Consider the following 25,746-nt stretch of genomic DNA (forward strand, 5'->3'; position numbering starts at 1 on the left):
TAAAATATGAAATATAATAAAATCGCAGTTGTCATGGGCGGACCATCTTCAGAGGCAAAAATATCGCGATTGACAGGAATGGCGGTAATGGAAGCTTTAAAAAGCAAGGGCCATGAGGTAATACCAGTCGAGCTTTGTCGGAACACTGTTGTGGATGATATAAAAAAAAGTGGCTGTGACGTGGTTTTTAATGCTGTTCACGGCAGGTATGGCGAGGACGGAATACTCCGTGCAGTTATGGAGATGATTGATATGCCATGTACAGGCTCAAATGTACTTGCAAGCGCGCTGACTATGAATAAGGCAGCCAGCAAACGCATATTCTTGTCGGCAGGTATAAGCACGCCGCGTACATTGTTTTTTAAAGATACAGATGCAGAAAACATTGATATAAAAGCGCAGGTAATGGAAGAATTTGATTTCCCGGTAGTCGTCAAGGCTGTGGATCAGGGATCAAGCATAGGCGTAGTTACTGTAAATAATGAAGAAATTTTTATTAAAGGAATGGAAGAGGCATTCCGATACAGTAAAGAGATTATTATAGAAGAATTTATAAAGGGCCGTGAATTGACAGTCGCAGTGTATGGCGGCAAGGAAAAAAAGGCCATGCCCATAATAGAAATAGTTGCAGCAGACGGTGTTTACGATTATCATAATAAATATACAAAAGGCTGTTCAAAGCATATAATTCCAGCTCCACTGTCGGCAGAATTAACAGAAAAAATCAAGCAGATATCTGTAGAGGCCTGCGAAATAACGGGCTGCAGCGGAGTGGCTCGTGTTGATTTGATTTTAAGCGAGGATAATGTGCCCTATGTGCTGGAAATTAATACGGTGCCGGGAATGACTGAAACATCATTAGTACCTGACGCAGCGGGGCACGCAGGTATAAAATTCCCCGAACTGTGTGAAATGATGATAGATATGATAGATTAAAAATGCGAAAGAATATGGGAAGGAGAGGGCGGCAGCCTGCGTATAGAATATGAAAAGAAGATTTTCCCGATATACGGCAAGAATATCTTTCCTGCTTCTTTTGTTAACAGGCGCTGTTTTTTTTCTGAATTCCCCCATATTGGCAGTGAGCAGCATAGCGGTGCAGGGAAATGAAGAATTGACCAAAGAACAGGTAATTCAAATAGCAGATATCAGAGAACCAGTAAATATTTTTGCGGTAAAAACAGATTATCTGCAAAAGCGTTTGGAAAGCGATCTGCGCATTGCAAAAGCTTCTGTAAGGAGAAGTTTCCCCAATGTTCTTCTTATTGATATAAAAGAACGAAAGCCTATTGCTACATTACGCTGCAATTATGGATATGTTGATATAGCGGGCAATGGAATTATTATGAACTCCTATCGGAATATGCAGACCATGAAATTTCCCATGATGACCGGTATCACACTGGGGGACGTTTATATTGGCGATAAAATAGATGATGCGAATGTCTTGAAAGCGGCAGCTTTTCTTGAGCAAATGGACAGCACCGCTTTAGCTCAGATATCGGAAATCAGCATCATATCACCTCAGAATATTGTGGCATACACTACAGGCGGTGTGAAAATAAAATTGGGTGATTTGTCATTTTCTGAGCAAGAGGCGAAGAAAACAGCTGTTTTTCTGAACGATTTAAAAACAATGAAAAAACCTGTCGAATATGTTGACTTTGGCTATATATCACCTGTACTTAAATTTAAACCCTGATCGAGGAGTAAATTATGCTGTCAAGAAAATATAACCGGATATCTATAATACTGGCCTGCTTCCTTCTGGGGTTTATGTTGGCAATTCAGTTCCATTCTACGCAGAATAGTCTGAAATATTCAACGCAGTATCAAAGGACGGAGGAGCTGTCACAGCGTCTTTTGGCAACAGAAAAAGAAAGGGATTCTTTGAAAAAACAGAATCAAAAATATACACAAGATAAAAATGGTGGACTGACAGATGCGCAGATCATTGAAGCTGGTGCCTCAGAGGTCAGCGGACCGGGTCTGGTGGTGACTGTTGAAGACAGCAGCAAAAAAACTGCCACCGATGAAAATGCTAATTTATATATAATACATGATGAAGATATGCTGCGGATCATAAATGAGCTTCGTGCGGCGGGAGCTGAGGCTATTTCCATTAATGGGCAAAGAGTGGTGGCTACGACCGAAATAAGATGCGCAGGACCTACTGTGTCTGTTAATAATGAACGTTCGGCACCTCCTTTTGTAATAAAAGCAATAGGTGATGCCGACACGCTGGAAAATGCAATGAAGATGCGCGGGGGCGTGATTGATACGTTGAGTGTATGGGGCATAAAGATTGATATTGCAAAAAAAACGCAAATACTGCTGCCTGCTTATAGCAAAGGTGTTGATTTTAAGTACACTGAATTGGTGGAGAAAGGCGGAGAAAAATGATTTTTGCTGTATTAAGTTTAACTGCAGGGGCAATAGTAGGGTATTTATGCAATGTAACAATACCCGGCGAATACAGCAAATTATTTTCTGTGGCGTTGCTTGCTGGATTTGATGCCATATTCGGCGGATTGAAGGCCGTTTCATTAAATAATTTTGATAATATCAATTTTTTGCTCGGCTTTTTTTTAAATACAATATTGGCAGTTTTTATGGTATTTATCGGTGACAATTTGTCAATTGAACTCTATTATGTTGTTCTATTTGTATTTGCTCTCAGAATTTTTAAGAATCTATCATACCTTAGACATCACCTGATTAGAAAATAATGAAACTATATAGAAAATTAAGATGGATTATTCACTGCATATGTTATATAATATAACTATTAATCTGACTGCTTATATGCCATGAACGGCATTTTATATGGAGTATATGGGGGTTGCTTCTATTGTTTGAATTAGATATGGACGTTGACCAATTTGCTAAGATAAAAGTTATTGGTGTTGGCGGTGGCGGTAACAACGCAGTCAACCGCATGATTGAGTCCGGTCTTAAGGGTGTTGATTTCATAGCGGTCAACACGGATGCACAGGCTTTATTGAATGCTAAGGCACAGAATCGCATACAGATCGGTGAAAAATTGACAAGAGGATTAGGGGCCGGTGCGAAACCGGAAATTGGTGAAAAAGCTGCTGAAGAAAGCAGAGAAGAACTGCTTGGAGCTCTCAGAGGCGCTGATATGATTTTTGTGACGGCTGGAATGGGCGGAGGAACAGGTACAGGAGCGGCACCCATAGTGGCAGAATGTGCACGCGAGATAGGTGCACTTACTGTTGGAGTTGTGACAAAGCCATTTACCTTTGAAGGACGCAAACGCTTTAAACAGGCTGAAATAGGTATTGTGAACTTGAAGACAAATGTCGATACACTCATAACTATACCTAATGACAGACTGTTGGATGTTGTTGATAAAAAAACATCCATGATGGATGCTTTCCGCATAGCTGATGATGTGTTGCGTCAGGGCGTGCAGGGGATTTCGGATTTGATAGCCATACCGGGACTGATCAATTTGGATTTTGCCGATGTCAAATCTGTTATGAATAATGCAGGTTCAGCGCTCATGGGTATAGGTGAGGCAACAGGGGAAAATGCTGCTGTGGATGCAGCTCGTGCGGCAGTGAACAGCCCTCTGCTGGAAACTTCTATTCAGGGTGCCCGTGGAGTGTTGCTCAATATAACAGGCGGTTCCAATTTGAGCCTTTTTCAAGTAAATGAAGCTTCCGCTATAATATCAGAAGCTGCGCACGAAGACGCGAATATAATTTTTGGTGCGGCTATTGATGAAAATATGCAGGACAATGTGCGGGTTACTGTTATTGCAACAGGATTTGATGACAGCACGGTAACTGTCGAGCTGGATGGTAAAAAAATGGATGTTAGTACTGTAACGCATAAGATAAATGACTTTAAAATGGACAGGGAAATTCCTGATATACCAATATGGATGCGGAAAAAATAGCAGAATGCAAAGAGAGCAATCGTTGCGGTTGGCGGCGGTTGCTTATTTTTTATAAAATGTTATACTTTAATGTAAAGTGAATTTTTGACAGAATAAGTGCATTGATTATTCGCTTCTGACAGTTGGGAGGCTGGTTATGCGGCGCTATATACCGTTGTTTTTTATCGTGTGCAGTATCTTGTTAATTTTGTTGGCGGTAAACACATATTGGATATATCATACAAGTGATAATCGGCAGATTACTGTTACAAGGAATAAAATAACTGTTTATACTACACTGCCTATGCAGGTAGCTGCTCCAATAGCGGCAGAATATGAAAAGCTTAACAAAGTAAAAGTGAATTTTGTTTTGCTTTCTGAAAAAGAATTGACAGATAAAATGCAAAATGGAACTATGCCTTTAAATGGACAGGCAGACATTATTCTTGCAGGGCAGGATGTTTTGAAACGGGCAGCTGCTTTAAATGTTTTGGCAGCGTTTTCGTCTGAGCAGGAGGATGTTGTAGCAAACATATTTAAAGATAAGAATAATTTATGGACGGGCATTTGGTACGATCCGATTATTTTTTGTGCTAATAGAGATTATCTGCAGGCTGCTCCTTATATACCTCGTACATGGGCTGCTTTAGTGAATGAGGAAAATATACGTATTGGACTCACAGACTTTTTGGCTTCTGATACTTCAGCAAATTTATTCTATGCGTTCATCAGGCATTATGGAAATGAACAGGCGTTTTCCTTTTTGCAAAAGCTGCATCCTAAAGTTCTGCAATATGCAAAATATCTGTCAACACCTGTCAGAATGGCTGGAATGGGTGAGGTAGATATTTCTATTGCAGTGCAAAGTGAGGCTGTTAAATATTTAAATAATAATTATCCTTTAGTGATAATTTATCCTGAAGACGGGACCTATTATCAGGTCACAGGAGCAGCACTTTTAAAAAATGCGCCCGATAAGGCTCAGGCATCCCGATTTATTCAATGGCTTCTCGGTGATGATATACAGCTTTGTCTGCAGCGAAACGGATTTTTTTTCGTACCAACAAATTATTCCACATTTGCTTATAAAACTTATGCGGGAAAGGGCTTGGTTCCCTTTTCAAATAATATAGAGATGCCTACTGAGGAGCAGAAAATGAGTCTGCTTGATGAGTGGGTAAAAAATATACGGCTGCAATAGACCGTATGTGCAATGATGGGTGGATGATTTGCTTTACAATATATATTTTGGAGGAACTAAATGCTTAGAGCTGGATTTGTAAGTCTTGGATGCTCAAAAAACCGTGTTGACACAGAGGTTATGTTGGGTATACTGAGTAAAAATGATATAAAAATCACTGCCGAACCATCTGAGGCAGATATATTGATAGTAAATACCTGCAGCTTTATTGAGTCAGCGAGAGAAGAATCAGTAACGACTATTTTGGATATGGCCGAATGTAAAAAGACGGGGAAATGCAGATCCCTGATTATCGCAGGCTGTTTAGGCCAGCGTTATGGACAGACATTACTGGATGAGATGCCGGAAGCTGACGCTGTTATCGGTACAGGCGCGTGGAACAGAATCATGGAGGCTGTGGATTCAACTTTGGCGGGGCGGCGTGTGGTAATAACCGGTGAGGCAGATACTATCTATGGGCAGGATACACCGCGCATCATTACAACACCTTCCTTCAGTACATATGTTAAAATTGCCGAAGGCTGCAACCACAGATGCGCTTTTTGTTCTATTCCTTTGGTGCGTGGCAATTACCGCAGTCGTACCATTGAAGATATAAAAGAAGAAACAGTGCGGCTTGTCAAAAATGGCGTAAAAGAAATAAATCTTGTTGCCCAGGATACGACAAATTATGGCAGTGACATCTATGGACGTGAAAATTTGGCTGGACTGCTTCGCGAATTGGTTAAAATCAAAGAACTGCAGTGGATAAGAGTACAATATACCTACCCGCATTCTTTCACCGATGAACTAATTAACGTGATGGCATCGGAAGAAAAAATCTGTAATTATGCAGATATTCCACTTCAGCATGCCCATAATGCCGTGTTGAAAAATATGCGCCGTTCTGATACGACTGAATATATTGAAGATGTGATAGGCAAGTTGAGAATGCGTATTCCGGGTATATCTCTGCGCACAACATTTATTGTTGGGTTTCCCGGTGAAACAGATTCACAATATCAATTTTTGCGGAATTTTGTGGAAAAATATCGTTTCGATAAAGTAGGGGTCTTTACTTTTTCAAAGGAAGAAAATACACCTGCGTACAGCATGTCCAATCAAGTGCCAGAAAATATAATGCAGGAAAGATACCACGATTTGATGAGTGTGCAGAGTAGAATTTCAGAAGACATAAATAAAAGCTTGGAAAATAAGATATTCGATGTGCTTGTTGAAGGCCGCGATGCAGAACAGAGCAATGTTGCATATGGCAGATCATATCGTGAGGCTCCTGATATAGATGGGCAGATATATATAGAGAATGATGAAGAAAGCAGTCCTGGGGATATTATAAAAGTAAAAATTCTTCAGGGATTTGCTTATGATCTCGTGGGCCAAAAGCATAATAAGGGGACTGAAAAATGCGAGTTGAATTAATTACTACGGGCAGTGAGCTTTTGCTGGGGCAAATTGTTAATACCAATAGTGCGTATATGGCCTCTCATTTGAATGATATAGGATTTGATGTGCTTTATCAAACCACTGTCGGGGATAATTATGACAGGATGAAAACTGTAATCAAAAATGCGCTTGAACGGGCAGATATAGTTATAACTACGGGTGGTTTGGGTCCTACTCAGGGAGATATAACTAAATATGTGTGTGCAGAAATAATGGGAAAAACCATGGTCACTCATGCCGAAAGTAAAAAAAGAATGGATGATCACTTTCGCGAAAAAAACATAGAAATGACTGAAAATAATTCTCGACAGGTGCTTGTTCCGGAGAGTGCACATGTTTTCATTAATTATAATGGTATTGCACCCGGTATCGTACAGGCCTGTGACGAAAAAGTTCTGATAAATCTGCCCGGACCACCGCGCGAAATGAAAGATATGTTTGACAGATCTTTGAAACCATTTTTACGAGATAAATTTGGTATAAAGCATGTTATTCATTCAGTGGTGCTTGATACTTTCGATATAGGCGAATCGTTTTTGGAAACAAAAATTCGTGATCTTATTCTTAAGCAGTATAATCCTACATTGGCACTGCTCGTTCGTCCCAGCGGAGTGATAATTCGTATAACAGCAAAAGCAGACAGTGTCGAAGAGGCAAAACAGCTTATTCAACCTGTAGAGGAGGAAATATATTCACGTGTCGGACAGTATGTTTATGCCGTTGATGATGAGCCAATGGAAAATGTAGTCGGGAGGCTTTTGGCGGCAAAAAAAATAACTGTTTCCTGCGCCGAATCTTGTACAGGCGGCCTGCTGACAAGCAGGCTTACGGATATAGCGGGCAGCTCAGAATATGTAATGGGTTCGATAGTCTCTTATTCCAATCTGGTAAAAGTAAAACATCTCCATGTGCCGGAATCAATTCTTGCCGAAAAAGGAGCTGTAAGTGAAGAAACAGCTCGTTATATGGCTGAAGGAGTGGCCAAATGCATGGGAACAGATATCGGTGTTGGAATAACGGGAATTGCAGGACCAGGCGGTGCAACGGAGCAAAAACCGGTGGGACTTGTTTATATATCTGTGACAGGAGATAGAGGCACATATGTCGTTAAAAATTTATTTTCGGGAAAAAGAGAAGAAATTAAATATCGTGCTACGCAAAAGGCACTAAATATGATACGATTATACTTAGAAGATAAATCAGTCTTATAATGGGCAGGTTTATTTTATTGCAATCTTTATTGAGGGAATGTTCTTTCGAGATAGTGTTTTATGTTGCACACTGCGGGGAGTATGGAGTAGATTGGAGTATCTCGCAAGTTCAATTTATAAAAGTCAGGAAGTTCAATCCGAAAATAAATGAGTTTATAAATTATAAATTAAGAAACAGGAGGATCTATTTTTGAAAAATGAAATAATGTCATTTGGTGATATTACTTTGAACAAAAAAATTGTTAATGCATTAAGTGATATGGGCTTTGAAGAACCATCACCAATTCAGGCAAAAACAATTCCCTTAGTTTTGCAGGGAAATGATGTACTTGGACAGGCACAGACCGGTACAGGTAAAACGGCTGCATTTGGTATACCTACTGTGGAAAAGATAGACGAAACTAACAGGCACATACAGGCACTTATTATAGCACCTACCAGAGAATTAGCCATTCAGGTAGCGGAAGAATTGAATAAAATAGGCAAATATAAAAAAATAAAAACGTTGCCTATTTACGGTGGGCAAATGATCGAACGCCAGATTCGTGCTTTAAAGAATGGTATTAAAATCATTGTTGGAACACCCGGACGTTTATTAGATCATATCAATCGAAAAACAATAAATCTTGATTATATTAAAACACTTGTCCTAGATGAAGCGGATGAGATGCTTGATATGGGCTTTATTGATGATATAAAGTCAATAATGTCTCATATTCCTAAAGAAGAAAGGCAGACATTGCTTTTTTCGGCTACAATGCCGGCTACTATTGAAAAATTAGCACAAAGTTATATGAATAAACCGCAAAAGGTTTTGATTAGCAGAGGACATCTGACGGTTCCGCTTATTGATCAGATTTATTATGAAACGCGGGATAAATTTGATGGCTTGTGCCGTATTCTTGATGTGGAGGAGACTGGCAAGTTCATTATTTTCTGTCGTACAAAAAAAGGAGTGGACGATCTTATTGCCTCGTTAGAGGCCAGAGGATATATGGCTGGCGGGCTGCATGGTGATATGAATCAGGCACAGCGGCAGAGAGTAATGAAAAAATTCCGTGAAGGTAAGCTGGATATTTTGATCGCTACGGATGTTGCGGCAAGAGGTATAGATATAGATGATATTACGCATGTTATCAACTATGATATTCCGCAGGATCATGAATCGTATGTTCACCGGATCGGCAGGACAGGCAGGGCAGGACGCAGCGGTATTGCCATAACCTTTATAGAACCGCGCGAATATAGGCAGCTGCGGCTTATTGAAAAGCTTATAAAACATAGTATGATTCGAGGTCAGCTGCCAACATCGGCGGATGTGCTCGAATTGCAGAAAGAAGCAATAAAGGAAAAACTAGTGAAGGTGTTGCAGACTAATAGTTATTCCGATTATCATATGATTGTATCGGATTTGGTGGCAGATAAATATGACTCTCTTGATATAGCCGCAGCCGCAGTAAAGTTATCGGTTGAAGGATTAAAAGAACGTAATGGGGCTGATGATGAAGGCGGCGGTAACTTAGAACAAAAATTTGATAACAGCGGCGGCGCTCCTGGTATGGTAAGACTGTTTATCAATATAGGCCGCAATCAGAAGATAAAACCGGAAGATATTGTACGCTTTATAGCCACGGAAGCAGATATCCCAGGCAATATTATCGGTGTTATCAATATATATGATAAGTTTACTTTTGTGGAGATTCCCCGCAATGTGACCGAACGAGTTATTTCTGTTATGCATAGAAATACTCTTAAAGGTTATAAAATCAATGTGGAACCGGCTAAGAGCCGCAATTAAGGGCTGGCTTATTAAAGAATAAAAAATATATCTTTAAGGATGCATGGAAATATCTTCTGTGCATCTTTTTTATATAAAAAGACTGCCACCAAAGCGTTTGACTTTGGTGGCAGTCTTTTCGGTTTGTGACTTTCAGCATTGCTGTTCCTGGATGACAGTACCTATAGATTGACAGATTATTTCCAGTTGTTTTTGATCCGGACCTTCTGCCATTACACGTATCAGCGGCTCTGTACCCGAAGGACGAACTAATATACGGCCATCACAGCCAAGTTCCTGTTCACCATCTTTTATAGCCTTTTTTATAAGTTCATTGGAATCCCAGCCGTTTTTAGAGGCTACACGTACATTAAAAAGCAGCTGGGGATAGGTTGTCATAACATCTACTATTTGAGACGATTTTATTTTATTTTCTGCAATATGGGCAAGAACTTGCAAAGCCGTTATAAGACCATCACCCGTAGTAGCAAAATCGGTAAAGATGACATGACCGGATTGCTCACCGCCCAAATTATAATTATTTTTTTTCATATTTTCGAGTACATAGCGATCTCCGACTGCTGTTACTTCTACATGGCAGCCGTTTTTTCTGAGTGCTTTATGAAAGCCGATATTGGCCATGACCGTTGAAACTACTGTGTTGTTGTTAAGCCTATTATTTTTTTTCATAGCAAGGGCACAAGCTACGATAATATGGTCACCATCTATAATGCGTCCCTTTTCATCAACACAAAGGCAGCGATCAGCATCCCCATCATGAGCTATACCGATATCCGCAGAGTGAGATAAGACTTCCTTTTGTAAATATTCCAAATGTGTAGATCCGCACTCTTCATTTATGTTGATTCCGTCCGGATTATCATTTATAACTATCAATTCTGCGCCAAGCCTGCGCAAAACTGCAGGCATTGATTCATATGCCGCACCGTTTGCACAATCAAGGATTATTTTCAGTCCGGTCAATTTTACTCTGACTGTTGATGCTACATAATCAATATAGTCATGAATAAGATCATGCCTGTATTCGATTGTTCCGATGTTTTTGCCGACTGCACGGGGAAAAACATCGTCAGTGTTGATTTTGACGACTATTTCAGCTAATTCATCCTCTACTTCATCGGGAAGCTTATACCCGTCTCCACCAAAAAATTTTATACCGTTGTCATGAAAAGGATTATGGGAAGCAGAAATTACGATACCAGCATTGGCACCATATTTTTTTGCTAAATAAGCCACTGCAGGAGTGGGAATAATACCGGTTATGATCACATGACCGCCCGCTGAGCAAATGCCGGCAGCAAGAGCCGATTCAAACATGGCACCCGAAATGCGAGGATCCCGTCCAATTAAAATTCTGCATGCATCGTTATCATCTTTGCCAAAATACAAGGCAGCAGCTCTGCCGAGTTTATAAGCCAGTTCTGCTGTAAGCTCTTTATTTGCTTCGCCGCGTACGCCGTCTGTGCCAAAAAGTCTAGTCATTAAAAAAATCTCTCCTTGAATTTATTTGGTGCAAATAATAATTTCTATCTTTTATATATATAACTTAGTGCAGCATTCATTCCATCAATGGCAGCACTCATTATACCACCTGCATAACCAGCGCCCTCACCAATAGGATAAAGACCGGCAATGCTGACGGATTTGAAGGTGTTTTTGTCCCGTATAATGCGGCAGGGTGCTGAAGAACGCATTTCGAGGCCAGTCATCACAACTGATTTATCAGCGAAACCAGGAATTTTTTTATCAAAATTTGGCAGAGCAAGTTCGATAGCCGCAGAAACTTTGGCAGGAAGAAGCTCATGCAGATCTGCCAGAGTGATACCCGGTTCGTAAGTAGGGATAGTCAGAAATTTATCAGAACCATGCTGATGAGTAAGAAAGTCGCCTACGGTCTGGACCGGAGCATGGTAATTTTTGCCGCCGGCAGAAAAAGCAAGATTTTCATAATGCCGTTGAAATTCCATTCCCGAAAGGATGTTCCCGCCAAAGTCCGCCGGTGTCACAGGTACCAGCAGCGCACTGTTAGCAATACCTGTGTTTCTGGCATAATAGCTCATACCGTTGGTAGTGAGCCTATTTTCCTCTGAAGATGCGGATACTACTTTACCTCCAGGACACATGCAAAAGGAATAGCAGGATAATGCTTTTTCCCGATTCTGCCACGTAAGTGCATAATCTGCAACGGGAAGATACGGGCTGCCTGCATCAGCACCATATTGTGAAGCATCTATTAAAGATTGGGGATGTTCAATGCGCACTCCTACAGCAAAAGATTTTGCTTCTATCTGTATTCCTTTTCTCAAAAGCATTTCATATGTGTCACGGGCACTATGTCCTATGCCTAAAAATAAATTTTCACAAGGAATAGATTCACCGGATGAAGTAGCAACACCTTTTAATTTGCTGTTGATTATTTGCAGATCTGTGAGCTGATTTAAAAAATATATTGATCCGCCGGCAGCCAGAATTTTTCTGCGGATGTTCTTAACTACGCTGTGTAATATATCTGTTCCGATATGCGGTTTATGCAGGTATAGAATTTCCTGAGGAGCACCTGCTTCTACAAAATCGCGAAGGACCTGAGTTATTTTAGCATCATTGATTCGTGTGGTCAATTTTCCGTCAGAAAAAGTGCCCGCACCGCCTTCACCGAATTGTACATTGGATAGGGGATCAAGAGTACCTGTTCGCCAAAAATTTTTTACATCTTCATGTCTTGTGTCAATATCGCGGCCTCGTTCAAGAATAATCGGACGATAACCGTAGCGGCATAATGTGAGAGCGCAGAACATACCGGACGGACCAAAACCGGCGATGACAGGACGCAAATTTTCAGAATTTCGCTTAAAGCCAGAGACAATGGGAATTACCTTTGGCAGTGGCTGTGCAGATAACTCGATATTTTTATTTGTTCGCAGACGTTTCATAAGTTTTTTTTTGTCTGCATTATCCGTTAAAAAAACGTCAAGTGTAAAAACGTTGAAAATGGGAGAATTTCTATATCGGCGTGCATCTATTGCTTTACGGACTATTACAGCTTTTTTTATATATTTATCACTGATTTTTAAATAAGCAGCAGCTATTTTTTCTAAAGGCTCAGTATTGTTAAAGGCTGTGTTCAAATTTTTTATGCGAATCAATTACGAAACCACCTTAGTTTTTATCAAGTTTTTTTTCGGAAATTTTGATGCTCACAGTAACTGTATTAGTGGAGGTAGTGACCCCTTGAGGAATCAGTAAGTTCACAGTCTGATCACCAGAAGAAGTTATTTTTCCCAAGGAAAATTTTTCCGTATCAAGATAATTTATGGTAGAAATTACCTGAGGATTGCCCGTTATTTCTATTTTATCGGGTGTTGCCTTTAAAGAATCAAGAGTATACTCCGCGGGCAAATCAGAGTTTGCCAATGGTTTTATAGTGACGATTTTGCGGGTGAGGCCGTGAGCCAGTGTTATACTGGCATTGACGGTGGAACTTAAGAGCGTGACATTGCTGACGTCTTTATTGTCGTCGTCAACAGCCCGAAGCGGCACGATGACAGTAAAATCATCTTTATTATTGTCAAGGCCTATATAGCCTATAGCTCTGCGCACAGCATCAACTTGTGTCCGCGGCCCTCTTACGACTATTGTGTCCGCGGATTGCTTTGTGCTGGCAACTACCATATCGTCAGCTGGTTTTCCGGAAAGAACAAGATCTACCGGAATCTGTTTTTGAACTATTTTATCAACAACGAATTTTATATTTTCGGGCGAGGAGCCCAAGAGTTCAAAACCTGCCGGAAGCTGGATATGAACAGGAAGCGTCTGTTCACCTTCCTTGACATCAGTCAGATCTACATATGCTTTAAAATCAGAGTTGTCAACAGAAGCAAATGCGGAACGCGGAGCTTTAAGTCTGATTTTTATTGTGTCATTGTCATGATGAATTTGATAACCGTCAGGAGCGTTAATAATACTGAGCTGTACAGAGACAGAATTTGTTATTGAAGGATTTTGTTCATTCATCACATAAAGCCACAATCCCAATGCCAAAAGCAATGAAATGCATTTTAAGAATAAATTCTGCTTTAGTAAATTTATCATTTTTTACCGTTCCTCCAGTTCCTGATAAAATCGCTGAATACAGAAGATTTTTGAGAAAACAGCGGTATCAGATACTGCCTGAGCTGATCTGAATCTAAATGTCTGTATATACGACCGTGTTCAGCCACTGATATTGTTCCTGTTTCTTCGCTGACAACGACTACGACCGCATCACACTGTTCGGATAAACCTATCGCAGCACGATGACGTGTACCGAGTTCAGTACTTAGTGTACGGTCATCTGTCAGCGGCAGAAGACAGCCGGAGGCAATAATGCGTTTGCCTCTTATAATTGTGGCACCGTCATGGAGTGGAGTGTTTGTAATAAAAATATTCATGAGCAGTTCAGCAGATACGACACCGTCTATGAAAATACCATTCGAAGCTATATCATCAAGTCCCATTTCTCTTTCTATAACAATAAGAGCACCTGTTTTTTTCTGAGCCATACGCATAACAGCAGAATCTATTTCACTCACAAGACTGCGGGCCTCATGGATATCAAGCAGGGCAGATCTGACGAAAAAGCGTCCCTGCCCGATATGCTCAAGGGCACGACGCAATTCTGGCTGAAAAACAATCGGCAGAGCCACAAAGAGCAGTGTAACAGTTTTTTGCAGGAGCCAGTAGATGACATGCAGTCCGAGCCAGTCACTTATTATAGTGAGCACGAGTAATACAATAATACCCTTGACAAGGGTTATAGCCCTTGTGTTTCTCAGCATTTCATATAATTTATATAAAATAATGGCAACAATAATAATGTCGGCAACATCAAGTGCATCGATAGTTGATAATAATCCCTTAATTTCTATTAACATTATGATTCTCCTCAGAAAAGGTATAAATAGCTATTCTATTTTTTAAATATAAAATCCTTGTACATCAGACAATTTATGCAAGTGTATAAAATATTATTTTTACTGATGGTAGACACAAATAATATTGCGTACAAAAAAAATATCAATTCAATACATATAATAGTATCATATTATTTATGCGTTGTGGAGGACCAATAAATAAAATCAATAGGAAAATGAAAAATTTATGGTAAAATATAGTTATAGTCATGTATTGAAAATATGATAAAATTATTTACAGAGTATTGATCAATGTGAAAATCTCAGCGAGGCGGGAATGTTTTGAGCCAAATAATGATTTGCTGAATCAAAAAGGAAAGAGGATAAAATGTGGAAAAGACAGTAAAAGTAACATATTTATATAACAGCGGCTTTGTAGTTGAATTGGGTACGAATGCATTAATTTTTGATTATTATACTGATAAAGCGGATTGTTTGTCCGACATTTTACAAAAATACAAAAGCGTTTATTTTTTTGTTTCGCACAGTCATTTTGATCATTGGAACCCAGCTATAGGCAAATTTTCGCAAAATGTGCGAAAATATTTTTTGAGCTATGATATACATAATATGGAGACCTTGCCTGGGGAAAAAACGGTTGTTATGAATGAATATGATGAATATAAGAGTGATATGATAACTGTAAAATCATATAGCTCCACAGATGCAGGCATATCTTTTCTTGTCAGCATTGAAGGCTGGAATATATTTCATGCCGGTGATTTTAATTGGTGGCATTGGAAGGGAGATACCGAAAAAAATAATGCTTTTGCCAAAAATGGTTTTTTAAAGCAGATGAAGAAAATTGCAGGAATGGAGGCTGATATCGCTTTCTTTCCGGTAGATAGGCGTTTGGAGGAATATTGCGATTGGGGTGTAAAAGAATTTTGCAGGCAGACCAATGTAGATAATATAATTGCTATGCATAATGCAGGACGTCAGGCCTGGCCTCTGAAGACAAATGCAAGTGATGGCAGGCATATAAATGTATGGTCACCGGAGCTGTCTGGTGAGACAATAATTATAAAAAAAGACAGATAATAATATTGAAAAAGGAGAATTTTAAATGGAAAAAAATAAGATTTTATTGTTCAAGACAAATCAGGGTGATTTTGAAGTAGAGCTGTTTGAGGATAAAGCACCAATAACGACTAAAAATTTTCTTGATTTGGCAGATAAGGGATTTTATGATGGTGTTATTTTTCATCGAGTTATTGATGGTTTTATGATTCAGGGAGGAGATCCCGACGGAACAGGAATGGGAGGACCTGGGTACACTATTCCTGATGAATTTGATGTAAGCCTTAAACATGACGTTGAGGGAATTCTTTCCATGGCTAATGCGGGACCAAATACCGGCGGTTCACAATTTTTTATAACATTAGCTCCCACACCGTGGCTTGATGGACATCATTCTGTTTTTGGCAGAGTTGTGAAAGGGATGGATACAGTTACTCAAATAGGTCATGCCGAAACAGATTTCCAGGACAGGCCGTGTGAAGAAATAGTAATTGAATCAGTTTTTCTGAAGGAAGATTAAAAAATGAATGCGTACACGTATATGCTTCATTGTAAAGATGGAAGCTTTTATACGGGCTGGACAAATGATTTGGCGAAGCGTCTGGCGGCACACAGTAATGGGAAGGGTGCAAAATATACGCGTATGCGCCTGCCAGTGAAGCTGGTATATTATGAGACGTATTCCAGTAAGTCAGCTGCAATGAGCAGAGAATATGAAATAAAACAGCTTACCCATAAAGAAAAAATCAGTTTGTGCGGTAACGTTGATGACAAATTTTTCTAAAAGTGATAACATATAGCTAATTATCCAGTAAATTAATAAGGAAGGTAATGAGTTAATAAAAGCACTAGTAGGAGAAAATATTTTTGTCTGCAGTAAAAGAATATGCGGAGACAGTGCTGCTTTGTTTTTTTATCCGGCGGGAAATGATATACTTTTGCTGTATGCTTTAAAGTTGATCATGATGTTCCTAAATACAAGGCAGGGGGATGAAGACTCTTATGCAGAAACTGATAACAGAGGTTTTGAATATTGAATATCCTATTATACAAGGCGGGATGGCTTGGATATCTGAATCAAAGCTTGCAGCGGCTGTTTCAAATGCCGGCGGTGCGGGAATTATTTCAAGCGGTGGTAGAACAACGGAGTTTGTACGCGAACAAATAAGGCTGGCAAAAAAATTAACTGAAAAACCTTTTGGTGTAAATATGATGTTAATGGCACCTAATAAAGAAGAGATTTTGGAGGTAATCTGTGAAGAAAAACCGGCTTTTGTCACCCTGGGAGCAGGAAATCCTGTTCCTTATTTTGAACGGCTGCATAAAGCTGGCATAAAGGCAGTGCCTGTAATACCAAATGTAAAGCTGGCTAAAAGAGTGGCAGCTGCGGGTGCGGATGCCTTGGTAGCTGAGGGGATGGAAGCAGGAGGACATATAGGAGTTCTTTCGACAATGGCTCTGATGGAACAGGTGATACCGGCTGTTAATATACCTGTTGTCATGGCAGGCGGTTTTGCGGATGGCAAAGGGTTGGCCGCCGCATTGCTGATGGGAGCCGCAGGCGTACAAATGGGAACGCGTTTTCTGGTGGCGGATGAATGCCAAGTGCATCAGAATGTTAAAGATATGCTCTTGTCTGCTAAAGATACAGATACCATCGTTACCGGTTATACATTGGGAGCTGCCGTCCGCGGTCTGAAAAATAAATTTTCACAGGATTTTGTCGAGAAAGAAAATAAGGGTGGCGCAACTAAAGAAGAACTTATAAAGATGGCTACAGGAACAAACAAGTTAGCCGCGGTGGAAGGCGATATCGAGTACGGAATGGTCCAAGCAGGGGAAAGTCTCACATTGCTGGAAAAGATAGAACCGGCAGCTGATATTATTAAATCAATTGTGATTGAGGCAAGAGCTGCACTGCGGCAGGCTGAACAGATACGTTTTTGATCTTTTTCGGTGGGCATTAGTTTTAGTAACAGGTATATAAAAAAATAATTTATATAGGATTTTCAGGATGCAGTATGGAATATATAGTAGGTCAGATCAATGCTTTTAATAGATGGATTTATTAATCCAGGGAGGAATTGAGCTTGGAAAAATCTACGCTTATAGGTTTAACTGCAGGTTTTTTATCTTTAGGGATAGGATATGTACTAAAGGGAGCGGATCCATCCATATTGGTCACTCCAGCAGCATATTTGATAATCTTGGGAGGGACTGTGTCGTGTTTGTTTACGGGTTTTACGCTTGAGCAGATGAAGACCTTTCCTAAACTTATCAAGAAAACTTTACAGTCCCCTGATAATAAACCTAAAGGTGAATTGCTTCACTTGTTTGTGGAATTATCCCAGATTGCACGCCGTGAAGGTATATTGGCATTGGAAAATCGTATCAATGAAATACAAGATCCTTTTTTCCGGTCAGGTTTGTCGATGGTTATTGATGGAATGGATCCTGAATTCGTCAGTGATGTATTGGAAGCGGAGCTGCAAGTTATGGAACATCGTCATGCTGAATGTATGTCGATATTTGTTCAGGCTGGTACATATGCACCGACACTTGGTGTTTTGGGGGCCGTTGTAGGTCTGATTGCGGCGCTGGGTAATTTAGGTGATATAGTTGCTTTGGGACATGCTATTTCTGCGGCATTTGTTGCTACCCTGCTTGGTATATTTACGGGTTATGTATTATGGCTGCCTATAGCTAATAAGCTGAAAATATTATCACAAATGGAAATAGCTCAGAAAAGAATGATAATTGAAGGCATTTTATCTTTGCAGGCTGGTGATTCACCGACAGCCATAGAAGCTAAGTTGATGATATTTATCCCTCAGACAGAAAGGGATTTATTGAAATCCGAAAAAGCGGGTGAATGAAATGGCACGAAAAAAGAGAGCGAAACCAAAGGAAGATCATCCGAGTGAAGCATGGCTTTTGCCTTATTCAGATCTTATGACATTACTGCTGGCCTTGTTCATAGTCCTTTATGCCATAAATGCAGCATCAAAGCAGACCACTTCAGAAGAAGTGACAGCTACCTTCAGGCATGGTTTTAATGCGGGAGGTATATCCTTTTTTGATAAGATGGGTACTCAAAGCGGATATACGGCTTATTTAACAGAAGATGAATCTAAAGATAAGTCTGTGAATAATTACGTGGCTGAAAATGATAAGCTGGAAAAAGAAAAACAGAAATTAGAAGCATATATAAAGGAAAAGAATCTGGAAAATGAAGTCAGTACACAGCTGACAGAACAGGGATTGATGATCCGTGTCAAGGAAAAAGCATTGTTCCCATCGGGCAGTGCCGACCTGACAAATGATTCTGATAAGATAACTACTATAGTTGCTTCTTTATTGGGAGCTGTAAAGGAAAATGTTGTGATATCCGGGCACACGGACAATGTGCCTATTTCGAACAGCAGGTATCCTTCAAATTGGGATTTGAGTTCACAGCGGGCGCTGAATTTTATGAAGAGTGTCCTGCAGAAAAATCCACAGCTGGACCCAATAAGATTTCAGGCCACAGGAAACAGCGAATACCGTCCTATTGTACCCAATGATACGCCTGAGCATCGCGCTCAAAACAGGCGTGTAGAAATTTTGATAGCACGCAGTTATAACTCATCGGGAATGCAGACAGTTAAGTAAAATTTATAATATAATTAATGCATATTAAATTTTTGTTGATAAAACAATCAGATTTAATATGCATTAATTATATCAAAAAGAATATAGTGCCGTTGTTCATTAGGACTGATAAATTTATTTAGTTTTTGGGGGAAGTCAATTGCGTATTGCAACAAAAGAAGAAATAAGACAGGTGGATAAGAAGGCTATTGAAGAGTACGGTATGGAAGAAATTGTCCTTATGGAAAATGCAGGGAGAAAGGTAGCTCAGGCTGTAGAAGATTTTTTTGACGATATAGGCAATAGATCTGTTTTTATAGCTGCAGGAACGGGCAACAATGGCGGTGATGCACTGGTAGCAGCCAGATATTTGCTTAATTATAGTGCCAGGGTCAAAGTTTTTCTTGTAGGTAATATTGATCATATGACAAAATCAGCCAGCTCTAATTATAATATATTGAAATATATGCATGCTGATCTTTATCATATAGGCACTGAATATGACTGGGATAAAGTAAGGCTGTCATTGGGGCTTGCTGATGCTGTGATAGATGGGATATGCGGAACGGGAATAGATCTGCCGCTTAGGTTTGATCAGCAGAAGATGGTTGCATGCATCAATAATGCACATAAGCCGGTCGTGGCAATTGATATACCGAGCGGTCTTGATGCTGATACAGGAAGTGTATATGAAGGGCAGGCTGTGAAGGCAGCATGTACTGTTACTATGGGTATTCCTAAGGTGGGCTTGCTGCTTTATCCAGGAGCCTATTATGTAGGGAAGCTTATTATTGATTCTATAGGAATTCCTTTGGCTTTACTAAATGATAAAGCTATACAGCAAAGAATGATAGATAGATGCTTAGTCAAAAAGTTTATCCCAGTTCGCTCTATGGAAGTGCACAAGGCAAATTGTGGCAGGGTTTTGGTGTTAGCGGGATCTATAGGCTATACGGGGGCTGCAGCTCTTTGCGCTCAAGCTGCTCTTCGGCTGGGGGCAGGTCTTGTAACGCTTGCGGCAGCCAAAAGCCTCTATCCTATTTTTGCTGAAAAATTAACAGAAGTTATTGTTATGCCCTTGCCCGAGGAAGAGAAAGGAATATTAGGGATGCAGGCAGCGGAAGTGCTTTTGCCCAGAGAAGAAAGTTACGATACTATTTTAATGGGACCGGGTCTGGGAAGATCTGAGAAAACTATGGAATTTGTCCGCAATTTCGCGGTAGCTGTGAAAAAGCCGCTTGTTCTTGATGCCGATGCAATTTTTGCTTTTGCCGGGCATGCGGAAGAATTGAAAAATTGTGCATTTATTCCGATATTGACACCACATTTGGGAGAAATGGCCAGCTTACTTCAGATAAAAGTAAAAGAATTGAAAAATGATTTATGGAAATATGCAAGAAATGCTGCCGCAAAATATAATTGTATATTCATATTGAAAAGTGAAAAAACAATTGTTGCCTGCCCTGATGGAAATATATTTTTAACGACTGTAGGTAATCCGGGTATGGCTACTGCCGGCTGCGGCGACGTTCTGGCAGGAGTGACAGCAGCTTTGCGAGCCGATAGGCTGGACGGGAAAAAAGCTGCTGTTTCAGCTGTTTTTCTGCATGGGACAGCAGGTGATATAGCAGCCGGGAAGGGAATGGCCGGGCTCACTGCCGGTGATATTTTAGACAGCATTCAGTCCGCCCGCAAGTATGTGGACGGCAAGTGATATGACGTTGTTGCTAAAAGGAAGAAAATGAACAGTGAATGCATAGATAGGTTACAAAGGTAAGGTATTTAACTAAGATAAAGCAAATTGACAACTGTTATTAAAAACCCTATACTATACATAATTATATCCTGTTTTATCGCAATATAGGAGGGGTTTTATTGTCCGCGTGTAGACGTATTGTTATTGACTTGCCTAACGATCTGGCTGGTGAATTGGAAAATCTGGCACAGGCGGAGCAGGCTAGTCATGAGGAATTATTGTGTAAAGCTGTTCAGTCATATATTGAGAATTGCAAACATAGAAACATTGTGGAACAGATGAAAAAAGGTTATAAAGAAATGGGGTCAATCAACATAACTATAGCGGAAGAAGGTTTATATGGAGGGATATCAAAAAGATGACCGCGGCATGATAAAACGCGGCGATATTTTTTATGCCAATCTCAGTCCGGTGATCGGGTCTGAGCAGGGAGGATCGCGCCCAGTCTTGATATTGCAGAACAATATAGGCAATAAATACAGTCCTACTATAATTGTTGCGGCAATAACTGCACAAATAAGTAAAGGAAAGCTGCCTACACATATAGAATTAAAGGCGGAAGAATGCAGACTGGACCGCGATTCCGTCGTACTGCTTGAACAACTGAGGACAATTGATAAAAAAAGACTTCGCAATAAGATTACCACGCTTGACAATGATATTATGAAAAGCGTGGACGAGGCTGTGAAAGTCAGTATGGGTTTGGTACAGCTCTAAAATAAAAAATAATTAATTGGGCGGCAGAATCAAGAAATAGTGGCAGATTTAGTATCATGCTTTAAAAAATGAGGACAATAACAGCTGATAGCGATATAAACAGATATTTTGTGATACATAGCAGAGCATTTGATTTTTCACGAAAATGATATCATTTGCATCTTGAATTATTGAGGAAGATTTTGCCGCTTTTTAGTGACATCAAAAGAGAAAATATGTTTTTACTGATAATGTAATTTTTGAGATAGGGATAATTATTGCTTGTATACGGTGTTTTTTCTGATCAGGCAGAAAAATAATCATCGGCTGTATGCAGACAATAGTAATATCAGAGTATTAATTATCTGATGGAAAGTGAGTATCAGCTTTGTTAAAAAGGACAGCTTTATTTTTTATTTTTCTAATGCTTCTCATTCAGACAGTTTGCTCGGCGGCTTCTTTTTCAACAGATGATTTTCGATATAGTGTTTTGAAGTCATCTGGAGCGGAGAATTATTTACATATGGAATTTAAACTGGGCAGTAAAGATTCTCAGTATATTTTACAGGTCAATCCTCAAAATAAGAAAGAATTATTGCTGACTTTTCCGGGCACAAAAATTAAGAACACCAGCCAAAGACCGATTACACTTGATGGTTCGCTTGCTAAAAGTGTGAAATTTACGAATGAAAATGGAAGCGGCAGGGCGGTCGTATCTCTGCCGTATGACGCGGATACAGTCAACTATAAGGCTTATATAATCAATAATGCTGACTCGCGACGCAGAAACAGCTCAGTTTTGGCAGTGGATATCAGTAAAAAAGCAGCGGTACTGTCCCGGTCACTGCAGGCAGTGGCCGGACATGTGATAGTCATTGATCCTGGACATGGCGGCAGTGATTCCGGAGCTGTAGGACCAGATGGGATCATGGAAAAAAATGTGACACTGGCTGTGGCAAAGAAAGTATATAACATTCTCGTCAATAACGGGGCGACGGTGATTATGACGCGTACTGTAGATAAGGATGTATATGCACCCAATGCAAGTGCGGTTCAGGAACTGCAGGCACGAGTCAATGTAGGAGAGTATACGAAAAACACAGATATTTTCCTGAGTGTGCATGCCAATTCTTTTACAAGTCCCTCTGCCAACGGTACAGAAACATATTATTACCAAAGTTCATCACAGGGAGAAAAGTTAGCTTCGCTGATACAGGATGAAATGGTGAAAAGCAGCGGACTGAATGACAGAGGAATAGCAGCCGCAAATTTTTATGTTTTAAAACATACGTCGATGCCATCAGCATTAGTGGAACTTGCCTTTATATCTAACTACAGAGAAGAAGGACTGCTGAATGCCGATGATTTTCAGGAAATGATGGCAGAAGCTATCTGCAGAGCCATAAGCAGGTATTTCCAGGCCGATTAAGGGGGAAATAATTTGGAACGGATAAGGACAATATTAGCAGCATTTTTTATTATCTCTACGGTTTTTATAGCGGGGTGCAGTGATAATTCCGGAAATAAAGCTCAGTCGGAACAACAAAATGGACAGATAACAACAAATGATCAGGCAAAAAATGAAAAGGAATCTTCTGATAAAAAAAATATTAAACAAGTCAAGGCTACAGTATATTTTCCGGATGAAAACGGACAAAAACTTATTGCCTCGGACAGGACTTTGAATACAGAAGTCGACGATAAATATCTTGCGGCGGTTAAAGTTTTACTGCAAGGACCTAAAAAAGGAGAAGGAATTGCTGTCATTCCCAAGCAGGCAAAACTTCTGGCGGTCAGCGTTGATAAAAATGGAATCGCATCAGTCAATTTTGATAATGCGCTTGTTAAAAATTTTTCGGGCGGTTCTACGGGCGAAATAATGCTTGTGGGATCTGTTACGGATACGCTTACTAATTTTCCTGAGGTAAAAGCTGTACGGTTTTTAGTTGACGGTAAACCGCTTGAAACATTAAGCGGACATCTTGATCTTACAGAACCTGTTAAACGAATGAAAAACATATTATAGAAAAACACACCGGAAGGATCATTTTTCCGGTGTGTTTTTTTTCCATATGCGATATAAGAGGGCATTGTTGTTTTTATAGATTTTTTCTAAATCTTCGGCAGAAAATTTATGACAATTTGGTCTGTTTTGTAAATCATGGAAAAAGCTATTGAATTTATCTATTAAAAAGGGGTGCCTCAGTAAATATATAGTTTTGCTGCAATTTCGCAAAAAAGATTTATTTTTCTTTAAATAGGCTGTTTTTGTATTGCTGTAATATGATAATTTGAAGGAATCGTCTTCGTTTTGCGGCTGCGATTCACTCAGCAAATGGATATTTATGGCAGGATTATTCCTCATGGATTTTATTAATTGCTGAAGCTGTGCTTCTCTTTCCTGGGCAGAAGCAATATAGTCTATTTCGCCATAAGTAAGCTGTCCGTTTTCTATATAGCGTATTATATTGGCCTCGGGAAGGATAAAATCAATATGTGAACTGCCAAATTGTTCTTCCCAGGTTATCTGCATGTTTTGAATGGTTTGTTGCATATCAGAGGAATATTTATAGTCACGTGAAGAACTAAGGAGCTTTTTGAAAGCCTGAGCGGGCAGAAAAAATTCAAAGCCTTTTGCACAGAAAAGTAAAAGATCGCTGTTCAAATAAAAAAATGAACGGAATTTAACAAGTTCTATATCATCTTTTGGTTCAAGGATACAGCAGTTAAAATCAAATTTTTCATATGTGCGTTCCCAAACTTCTTTTACCGTCTTTTTATCTGTTATATAAGTGCAGATATCTATTAAATTATCTTTGTGCATTGAGTAGTGCATGGTAAAATAATTTTTTACCGTTATTATATTTGATTTTGCAAAATTCTGGTCATCGTATATATAGAAGTTGATATTGATATATTTGTTGAGCATATTATATAATCTGGGAAGAAAGGAATCCGGAGATTGTTTGAGTTCATTTATGCAGCAGCCAAGATAAATATTGACATTTTCTGAAGAAAAATGACAGCAGTTTAAAAAATCAAGAAGCGCATTACGGGAAAGCAAAGAAACGATATCGCCTGTTATAAGAATACTGATGTCCTCTTGAGTGGTGCTGAATAATGAAGCAATTTTTGTGTTGAAAAATTTTTTTATATTGGTCCTTCCAACGATCGTTAAATAAGATGCCGCTGAAACAGCAGACTGACCATTGTCCTCCGGGATCGGTTCAGCTTGATTGTGATAATATACATCGTTCAGTAGATTATTTATTTCTGTTGTCAGACGGTCCTTTGTATTTTCTGCGGTCATTTTGACAGAAAGCCTTATATCAAATTCGTTGAAAAAAGGATAAATACGATCCTGCTTTATCAGTTCATCTGCTATAAATGTGGCTATGCGGCGATTGATACGTGTTATATATTTAGGAGAAGGATGATTGATACCGTTACACCATTTGCTCAGATAGGAAACATCATAACCTATGAAATCGGCAAGAGCACTAAGCTTTATGCCGGAAAATTTTGTAAGATGTTTTAATGTCTGTGAAAAATTTTTTTTCATTGCAGGTTAATTCCTTTTTATTTAATGAAAAACATTTTACTATAAACAAATACTAAGTATATTATACAATAATAATACTAAATATGAATAATAAAATTAATTTATTATATATAGAATGGAAATTATTGATTTTTTTTGAATAATATTATTCAAGATAAATCAAAGAAATTAGCGAAAAATCTGTAAATTGTACTATTATTATAGGCGTATTTTTTGAATAAAACAAGTTAATGGATATTCAAGAAAATAATCTATAGAAAAAATGATCATTAAAAGGCTTAAATAAAGTGATGTGCCGATTTGAATAATAATTCAAGTTAATTCGTAACACATTTTGCCTGCGTTGACTATGTACTGCATTTATTTGTATTATATATACATGGAATATGTTTATTGATTTTAAATATATATAATATTTCATAAATTTTAAATATTAATGAAATAACTTATGTCTTTCTTATATTACACACAGTCAGTATGATCGCAGTTTTGATAAGAGTGTAAAGTATCGCTGAACAGCAAAAGGAGAGAAGGTTGATGTTATGCAATGAAAACACAAGGTACCAGATGCAGATC

At 39.2% G+C, this 25,746-nt stretch carries 25 protein-coding genes; 20 read left to right on the forward strand and 5 right to left on the reverse strand.

Annotated features, from left to right (window positions below):
- The first annotated feature begins 6 nt into the window (after positions 1-6).
- From I6758_RS07960 to I6758_RS08000, 9 genes are all read left to right on the forward strand, one after another.
- Entirely contained in the window at positions 7-936 is a 930-nt protein-coding gene (locus I6758_RS07960) for a D-alanine--D-alanine ligase family protein (protein WP_196604679.1), read from the forward strand.
- Between the two features lie 49 nt (positions 937-985).
- Positions 986-1,702 (forward strand): cell division protein FtsQ/DivIB, encoded by a 717-nt coding sequence (locus tag I6758_RS07965; RefSeq protein ID WP_196604680.1) that lies wholly within the window; start codon positions 986-988, stop codon positions 1,700-1,702.
- A 14-nt stretch (positions 1,703-1,716) separates the two neighbouring features.
- Positions 1,717-2,403: a DUF881 domain-containing protein gene (locus I6758_RS07970; RefSeq protein ID WP_196604681.1), complete on the forward strand. Its 687-nt coding sequence runs from the start codon at positions 1,717-1,719 to the stop codon at positions 2,401-2,403.
- Positions 2,400-2,729 (forward strand): small basic family protein, encoded by a 330-nt coding sequence (locus I6758_RS07975; protein ID WP_196604682.1) that lies wholly within the window; start codon positions 2,400-2,402, stop codon positions 2,727-2,729. The genes I6758_RS07970 and I6758_RS07975 overlap by 4 nt, the downstream gene beginning before the upstream one ends.
- 122 nt (positions 2,730-2,851) lie before the next feature.
- Positions 2,852-3,925, forward strand: a complete 1,074-nt coding sequence (ftsZ, locus tag I6758_RS07980; protein ID WP_196604683.1) for a cell division protein FtsZ — start codon at positions 2,852-2,854, stop codon at positions 3,923-3,925.
- Positions 3,926-4,061: 136 nt separating this feature from the next.
- Positions 4,062-5,105, forward strand: coding sequence for an extracellular solute-binding protein (locus I6758_RS07985; RefSeq protein ID WP_196604684.1), 1,044 nt, complete (start codon positions 4,062-4,064; stop codon positions 5,103-5,105).
- Positions 5,106-5,165: 60 nt separating this feature from the next.
- Positions 5,166-6,524, forward strand: a complete 1,359-nt coding sequence (gene rimO / locus I6758_RS07990; RefSeq protein WP_196604685.1) for a 30S ribosomal protein S12 methylthiotransferase RimO — start codon at positions 5,166-5,168, stop codon at positions 6,522-6,524.
- Complete coding sequence (locus I6758_RS07995) at positions 6,509-7,759, forward strand: competence/damage-inducible protein A (RefSeq protein WP_196604686.1); 1,251 nt, start codon at positions 6,509-6,511, stop codon at positions 7,757-7,759. Before rimO ends, I6758_RS07995 begins: the two co-directional genes overlap by 16 nt.
- A gap of 205 nt (positions 7,760-7,964) precedes the next feature.
- Positions 7,965-9,557: a DEAD/DEAH box helicase gene (locus tag I6758_RS08000; protein WP_196604726.1), complete on the forward strand. Its 1,593-nt coding sequence runs from the start codon at positions 7,965-7,967 to the stop codon at positions 9,555-9,557.
- Between the two features lie 132 nt (positions 9,558-9,689).
- Here the strand turns inward: I6758_RS08000 and glmM are convergent, their stop codons facing one another.
- From glmM to cdaA, 4 genes are read right to left on the reverse strand one after another with little or no spacing between them, the layout of a single operon-like run.
- Positions 9,690-11,039, reverse strand: coding sequence for a phosphoglucosamine mutase (gene glmM, locus I6758_RS08005; protein WP_196604687.1), 1,350 nt, complete (start codon positions 11,037-11,039; stop codon positions 9,690-9,692).
- Positions 11,040-11,083: 44 nt separating this feature from the next.
- Positions 11,084-12,700: an NAD(P)/FAD-dependent oxidoreductase gene (locus tag I6758_RS08010; RefSeq protein ID WP_196604688.1), complete on the reverse strand. Its 1,617-nt coding sequence runs from the start codon at positions 12,698-12,700 to the stop codon at positions 11,084-11,086.
- Between the two features lie 13 nt (positions 12,701-12,713).
- Positions 12,714-13,646: a CdaR family protein gene (locus I6758_RS08015; protein WP_196604689.1), complete on the reverse strand. Its 933-nt coding sequence runs from the start codon at positions 13,644-13,646 to the stop codon at positions 12,714-12,716.
- A complete protein-coding gene (gene cdaA / locus I6758_RS08020) occupies positions 13,643-14,467 on the reverse strand; it encodes a diadenylate cyclase CdaA (RefSeq protein ID WP_196604690.1) in 825 nt (274 codons plus the stop codon). Before cdaA ends, I6758_RS08015 begins: the two co-directional genes overlap by 4 nt.
- A gap of 369 nt (positions 14,468-14,836) precedes the next feature.
- Here cdaA and I6758_RS08025 point away from each other — a divergent pair, with 369 nt between their 5' ends.
- From I6758_RS08025 to I6758_RS08075, 11 genes are all read left to right on the forward strand, one after another.
- Complete coding sequence (locus I6758_RS08025) at positions 14,837-15,547, forward strand: MBL fold metallo-hydrolase (protein ID WP_196604691.1); 711 nt, start codon at positions 14,837-14,839, stop codon at positions 15,545-15,547.
- A gap of 25 nt (positions 15,548-15,572) precedes the next feature.
- Positions 15,573-16,046 (forward strand): peptidylprolyl isomerase, encoded by a 474-nt coding sequence (locus I6758_RS08030; RefSeq protein WP_196604692.1) that lies wholly within the window; start codon positions 15,573-15,575, stop codon positions 16,044-16,046.
- A 3-nt stretch (positions 16,047-16,049) separates the two neighbouring features.
- Positions 16,050-16,310: a GIY-YIG nuclease family protein gene (locus I6758_RS08035; protein ID WP_196604693.1), complete on the forward strand. Its 261-nt coding sequence runs from the start codon at positions 16,050-16,052 to the stop codon at positions 16,308-16,310.
- A 218-nt stretch (positions 16,311-16,528) separates the two neighbouring features.
- Entirely contained in the window at positions 16,529-17,473 is a 945-nt protein-coding gene (locus I6758_RS08040; protein ID WP_196604694.1) for a nitronate monooxygenase, read from the forward strand.
- Positions 17,474-17,616: 143 nt separating this feature from the next.
- Positions 17,617-18,402 carry a flagellar motor stator protein MotA gene (motA, locus tag I6758_RS08045; protein ID WP_196604695.1) on the forward strand — a complete coding sequence of 262 codons (786 nt, stop codon included), beginning with the start codon at positions 17,617-17,619 and terminating at the stop codon, positions 18,400-18,402.
- Between the two features lies 1 nt (position 18,403).
- Complete coding sequence (locus tag I6758_RS08050; protein WP_196604696.1) at positions 18,404-19,177, forward strand: flagellar motor protein MotB; 774 nt, start codon at positions 18,404-18,406, stop codon at positions 19,175-19,177.
- Between the two features lie 139 nt (positions 19,178-19,316).
- The gene (locus I6758_RS08055; protein WP_196604697.1) at positions 19,317-20,870 is read left to right on the forward strand and encodes an NAD(P)H-hydrate dehydratase; all 1,554 of its coding nucleotides are present in this window, start codon (positions 19,317-19,319) and stop codon (positions 20,868-20,870) included.
- 161 nt (positions 20,871-21,031) lie between these two features.
- Positions 21,032-21,274 carry a ribbon-helix-helix domain-containing protein gene (locus I6758_RS08060; RefSeq protein WP_196604698.1) on the forward strand — a complete coding sequence of 81 codons (243 nt, stop codon included), beginning with the start codon at positions 21,032-21,034 and terminating at the stop codon, positions 21,272-21,274.
- A complete protein-coding gene (locus tag I6758_RS08065) occupies positions 21,252-21,629 on the forward strand; it encodes a type II toxin-antitoxin system PemK/MazF family toxin (protein WP_432748915.1) in 378 nt (125 codons plus the stop codon). Before I6758_RS08060 ends, I6758_RS08065 begins: the two co-directional genes overlap by 23 nt.
- A 502-nt stretch (positions 21,630-22,131) precedes the next feature.
- Positions 22,132-23,037, forward strand: a complete 906-nt coding sequence (locus tag I6758_RS08070) for an N-acetylmuramoyl-L-alanine amidase family protein (RefSeq protein ID WP_231038589.1) — start codon at positions 22,132-22,134, stop codon at positions 23,035-23,037.
- Positions 23,038-23,049: 12 nt separating this feature from the next.
- Positions 23,050-23,634, forward strand: a complete 585-nt coding sequence (locus I6758_RS08075) for a GerMN domain-containing protein (RefSeq protein WP_196604699.1) — start codon at positions 23,050-23,052, stop codon at positions 23,632-23,634.
- Between the two features lie 18 nt (positions 23,635-23,652).
- On the opposite strand, the gene I6758_RS08080 is transcribed toward I6758_RS08075, so the two are convergent.
- Positions 23,653-25,170, reverse strand: a complete 1,518-nt coding sequence (locus I6758_RS08080; protein ID WP_196604700.1) for a helix-turn-helix domain-containing protein — start codon at positions 25,168-25,170, stop codon at positions 23,653-23,655.
- Positions 25,171-25,746 lie beyond the last annotated feature (576 nt).

Source organism: Pectinatus haikarae (genome assembly GCF_015732185.1).
Taxonomy (GTDB): Bacteria; Bacillota; Negativicutes; order Selenomonadales; family Selenomonadaceae; genus Pectinatus; species Pectinatus haikarae.

Bases quoted from the DNA above. Each gene is read 5' to 3' on its own strand.
- I6758_RS08080 (WP_196604700.1), bottom strand. From the start codon at position 25,170: ATGAAAAAAAATTTTTCACAGACATTAAAACATCTTACAAAATTTTCC.
- rimO (WP_196604685.1), top strand. From the start codon at position 5,166: ATGCTTAGAGCTGGATTTGTAAGTCTTGGATGCTCAAAAAACCGTGTT.
- I6758_RS08035 (WP_196604693.1), top strand. From the start codon at position 16,050: ATGAATGCGTACACGTATATGCTTCATTGTAAAGATGGAAGCTTTTAT.
- I6758_RS08015 (WP_196604689.1), bottom strand. From the start codon at position 13,646: ATGATAAATTTACTAAAGCAGAATTTATTCTTAAAATGCATTTCATTG.
- I6758_RS07965 (WP_196604680.1), top strand. From the start codon at position 986: ATGAAAAGAAGATTTTCCCGATATACGGCAAGAATATCTTTCCTGCTT.
- I6758_RS08050 (WP_196604696.1), top strand. From the start codon at position 18,404: ATGGCACGAAAAAAGAGAGCGAAACCAAAGGAAGATCATCCGAGTGAA.
- I6758_RS07960 (WP_196604679.1), top strand. From the start codon at position 7: ATGAAATATAATAAAATCGCAGTTGTCATGGGCGGACCATCTTCAGAG.
- I6758_RS08030 (WP_196604692.1), top strand. From the start codon at position 15,573: ATGGAAAAAAATAAGATTTTATTGTTCAAGACAAATCAGGGTGATTTT.
- glmM (WP_196604687.1), bottom strand. From the start codon at position 11,039: ATGACTAGACTTTTTGGCACAGACGGCGTACGCGGCGAAGCAAATAAA.
- I6758_RS08065 (WP_432748915.1), top strand. From the start codon at position 21,252: ATGGAGGGATATCAAAAAGATGACCGCGGCATGATAAAACGCGGCGAT.
- cdaA (WP_196604690.1), bottom strand. From the start codon at position 14,467: ATGTTAATAGAAATTAAGGGATTATTATCAACTATCGATGCACTTGAT.
- I6758_RS08070 (WP_231038589.1), top strand. From the start codon at position 22,132: ATGGAATTTAAACTGGGCAGTAAAGATTCTCAGTATATTTTACAGGTC.
- I6758_RS08000 (WP_196604726.1), top strand. From the start codon at position 7,965: ATGTCATTTGGTGATATTACTTTGAACAAAAAAATTGTTAATGCATTA.
- I6758_RS07985 (WP_196604684.1), top strand. From the start codon at position 4,062: ATGCGGCGCTATATACCGTTGTTTTTTATCGTGTGCAGTATCTTGTTA.
- I6758_RS08040 (WP_196604694.1), top strand. From the start codon at position 16,529: ATGCAGAAACTGATAACAGAGGTTTTGAATATTGAATATCCTATTATA.
- I6758_RS07975 (WP_196604682.1), top strand. From the start codon at position 2,400: ATGATTTTTGCTGTATTAAGTTTAACTGCAGGGGCAATAGTAGGGTAT.
- I6758_RS07970 (WP_196604681.1), top strand. From the start codon at position 1,717: ATGCTGTCAAGAAAATATAACCGGATATCTATAATACTGGCCTGCTTC.
- I6758_RS07995 (WP_196604686.1), top strand. From the start codon at position 6,509: ATGCGAGTTGAATTAATTACTACGGGCAGTGAGCTTTTGCTGGGGCAA.